The organism is Escherichia sp. 93.1518 (assembly GCF_013368915.2).
GTDB classification, from domain to species: Bacteria; Pseudomonadota; Gammaproteobacteria; order Enterobacterales; family Enterobacteriaceae; genus Escherichia; species Escherichia ruysiae.
In genome coordinates this window covers 1-3,771 of sequence record NZ_JABWMT020000065.1, presented here as the reverse complement: position 1 = coordinate 3,771, position 3,771 = coordinate 1, and the positions used below count along the sequence as shown (strand labels likewise).

5 protein-coding genes are annotated in these 3,771 nt (G+C 50.9%); all 5 read left to right on the top strand.

What is annotated here, in order from left to right:
* Positions 1 to 230 (top strand): hypothetical protein (locus tag HEN21_RS22915; protein ID WP_207106166.1); only part of this gene is annotated, 230 nt, incomplete at its 5' end.
* Positions 231 to 335: 105 nt separating this feature from the next.
* On the top strand, positions 336 to 902 hold the full coding sequence (yqaB, locus tag HEN21_RS22255) for a fructose-1-phosphate/6-phosphogluconate phosphatase (protein ID WP_000273322.1): 567 nt from the start codon (positions 336 to 338) through the stop codon (positions 900 to 902).
* The gene (locus tag HEN21_RS22250) at positions 899 to 1,327 is read left to right on the top strand and encodes a YqaA family protein (RefSeq protein ID WP_000004483.1); all 429 of its coding nucleotides are present in this window, start codon (positions 899 to 901) and stop codon (positions 1,325 to 1,327) included. Before yqaB ends, HEN21_RS22250 begins: the two co-directional genes overlap by 4 nt.
* A 72-nt stretch (positions 1,328 to 1,399) precedes the next feature.
* Complete coding sequence (gshA, locus tag HEN21_RS22245) at positions 1,400 to 2,956, top strand: glutamate--cysteine ligase (RefSeq protein ID WP_176252416.1); 1,557 nt, start codon at positions 1,400 to 1,402, stop codon at positions 2,954 to 2,956.
* A 149-nt stretch (positions 2,957 to 3,105) separates the two neighbouring features.
* The gene (luxS, locus tag HEN21_RS22240; protein WP_001130203.1) at positions 3,106 to 3,621 is read left to right on the top strand and encodes an S-ribosylhomocysteine lyase; all 516 of its coding nucleotides are present in this window, start codon (positions 3,106 to 3,108) and stop codon (positions 3,619 to 3,621) included.
* Positions 3,622 to 3,771: the final 150 nt, after the last annotated feature.

The following is a 3,771-nucleotide window of genomic DNA, read 5'->3' as shown; positions in this document are numbered from 1 at the left end:
AGTACTCGGCTACGAACCGAGCGGTCGGAGGTTCGAATCCTCCCGGATGCACCATATTCTCCGTAATCTTCAGCGATGAAGGTATCGACGAGGTGGCGGTAATAACCGCAGGCACCAGGGAGGATAACGTTGCTTTAGCAACGGCCCGAAGGGCGAGCCGCAAGGCGAGTAATCCTCCCGGAAGCACCATCTTCTCCAAAAATTTCCCTCAAAAAACATCTCATTTCTAAATAACTATTTTATCCATATCCTGAATAATTTTCCCCTTCGCATCGGCGACAAAATCAAGCAATTACGCTAAAGTAGCGTCATATTTTTCGACTTGCGAGAAGACAATGTACGAGCGTTATGCAGGTTTAATTTTTGATATGGATGGCACAATCCTGGATACAGAACCCACGCACCGTAAAGCGTGGCGTGAAGTATTAGGACGCTACGGTCTTCAGTACGATGTACAGGCCATGATTGCGCTTAATGGCTCGCCCACCTGGCGTATAGCCCAGGCGATCATTGAGCTGAATCAGGCCGATCTCGATCCCCATGCATTAGCCCGCGAGAAAACCGATGCCGTAAGAAGCATGTTGCTCGATAGCGTCGAACCGCTTCCCCTTGTTGAAGTGGTGAAAAGCTGGCACGGTCGTCGCCCAATGGCTGTCGGTACGGGGAGTGAAAGCGCCATCGCTGAGGCGCTGCTAACGCACCTCGGATTACGTCGTTATTTCGATGTAGTCATTGCTGCCGATCACGTCAAACACCATAAACCTGCACCAGACACGTTTTTGCTGTGTGCGCAGCGTATGGGCGTGCAACCAACGCATTGCGTTGTCTTTGAAGATGCCGATTTTGGTATACAGGCCGCTCGCGCCGCAGGCATGGACGCCGTGGATGTTCGCTTGCTGTGAGTGAGTCGCTGTCGCTCTTCTCGTTGTTTGCCAGTAGTTTTCTCAGCGCTACACTATTACCCGGCAATTCGGAAGTTGTGCTGGTCGCAATGTTACTTTCTGGGGTGAGTCATCCCTGGGTTTTAGTATTAACAGCAACAATGGGTAATAGCCTTGGAGGGTTAACTAACGTTATCCTTGGGCGTTTCTTTCCATTGCGCAAAAGATCGCGCTGGCAAGAAAAAGCCATTGGCTGGCTGAAACGCTATGGCGCAGTCACACTCTTATTAAGCTGGATGCCAGTGATTGGCGACTTACTGTGTCTGTTAGCGGGATGGATGCGCATCTCGTGGGGACCAGTAATCTTTTTTTTGTGCCTTGGTAAAGCGTTGCGCTATGTTGCGGTTGCAGCAGCCACCGTTCAGGGCATGATGTGGTGGCACTAATTGTAGGCCTGCACACATGGCCACCATTACAGTTATGCTAATTAAAACGATTTTGACAGGCGGGAGGTCAATTTGATCCCGGACGTATCACAGGCGCTGGCCTGGCTGGAAAAACATCCTCAGGCATTAAAGGGGATACAGCGTGGTCTTGAGCGCGAAACTTTGCGTGTTATTCCAGATGGCACTCTGGCAACAACCGGTCATCCTGAAGCATTAGGTTCCGCACTGACGCATAAATGGATCACCACCGATTTTGCCGAAGCGTTGCTGGAGTTCATTACGCCGGTCGATGGCGATATTGAGCATATGCTGGCCTTTATGCGCGATTTGCATCGCTATACCGCACGTAATATTGGCGATGAGCGGATGTGGCCGTTAAGTATGCCATGTTACATCGCGGAAGGTCAGGATATCGAACTGGCGCAGTATGGAACGTCCAATACAGGGCGCTTTAAAACGCTGTATCGTGAAGGGCTGAAAAATCGCTATGGCGCGCTGATGCAAACCATCTCCGGCGTACACTACAACTTCTCGTTACCAATGGCATTCTGGCAGGCGCAGTGTGGTGATATCTCGGGCGCCGACGCCAAAGAGAAAATCTCTGCGGGCTACTTCCGCGCTATTCGTAACTACTATCGCTTCGGTTGGGTGATCCCGTACCTGTTTGGTGCTTCTCCGGCAATTTGTTCTTCTTTCCTGCAAGGTAAACCGACGTCGTTGCCGTTTGAGAAAACCGAATGCGGCATGTATTACCTGCCGTATGCGACATCGCTACGCTTGAGCGATCTGGGCTATACCAATAAATCGCAAAGTAATCTTGGTATTACTTTTAATGATCTCTACGAGTATGTAGCGGGTCTGAAGCGGGCAATTAAAACGCCGTCGGAAGAGTACGCGAAGATTGGTCTTGAGAAAGACGGCAAGCGGCTGCAAATCAACAGCAACGTGCTGCAGATTGAAAACGAGCTGTATGCGCCGATTCGTCCGAAACGCGTTACTCGCAGCGGCGAGTCGCCTTCTGATGCGCTGTTACGCGGCGGCATTGAATATATCGAAGTGCGTTCGCTGGATATCAACCCATTCTCGCCGATTGGTGTTGATGAACAGCAGGTGCGTTTCCTCGACCTGTTTATGGTCTGGTGTGCGCTGGCTGATGCGCCGGAAATGAGCAGTAGTGAACTTGCCTGTACACGCGTCAACTGGAACCGGGTGATCCTCGAAGGACGTAAGCCGGGGCTGACGCTGGGAATTGGCTGTGAAACTGCGCAATTCCCGTTGCCGCAGGTGGGCAAAGATCTGTTCCGCGATCTGAAGCGCGTCGCGCAAACGCTGGACAGCATTAACGGCGGCGAAGCGTATCAGAAAGTGTGTGATGAACTGGTGGCCTGCTTTGATAATCCCGATCTGACTTTCTCCGCCCGTATCTTACGGTCTATGATTGATACTGGCATTGGCGGAACTGGCAAAGCGTTCGGTGAGGCTTATCGCAATTTGTTACGTGAAGAGCCGCTGGAAATTCTGCGTGAAGACGATTTTATTGCCGAGCGCGAAGCGTCTAAACGCCGTCAGCAGGAAATGGAAGCCGCAGATACCGAGTCGTTCAAGGTGTGGCTGGAAAAACACAGCTGACAGAAAAGAAAAAGGCCACTCGTGAGTGGCCAAAATTTCATCTCTGAATTCAGGGATGATGATAACAAATGCGCGTCTTTCATATACTCAGACTCGCCTGGGAACAAAGAGTTCAGAATATTTTAAAAAAAATTACCGGAGGTGGCTAAATGCCGTTGTTAGATAGCTTCACAGTCGATCATACCCGGATGGAAGCGCCTGCAGTTCGGGTGGCGAAAACAATGAACACCCCGCATGGCGATGCAATCACCGTGTTCGATCTGCGTTTCTGCGTGCCGAACAAAGAAGTAATGCCGGAAAAAGGTATCCATACCCTGGAGCATCTGTTTGCTGGTTTTATGCGCAACCATCTTAACGGCAACGGCGTTGAGATTATTGATATCTCACCAATGGGTTGCCGCACCGGTTTCTATATGAGTCTGATTGGTACGCCAGATGAGCAACGTGTTGCTGATGCCTGGAAGGCGGCAATGGAAGATGTGCTGAAAGTGAAGGATCAAAATCAGATCCCGGAACTGAATGTCTACCAGTGCGGTACTTTCCAGATGCACTCGTTGCAGGAAGCTCAGGATATTGCACGTAACATTCTGGAACGCGATGTGCGTATCAACAGCAACGAGGAGCTGGCGCTGCCGAAAGAGAAGTTGCAGGAACTGCACATCTAGTCCGTTTAAGCAGAAGAAGCCGGGCGGTGATATCACTGTCCGGCTTGCCTGATGTGCTACGCTTATCAGGTTGATGCTGGGAGTGCGCCACCCGTACGTGACGGGCGGCAAAGTGGCATTAAAAGAGATATTTCATGCCCAGCATTCCCT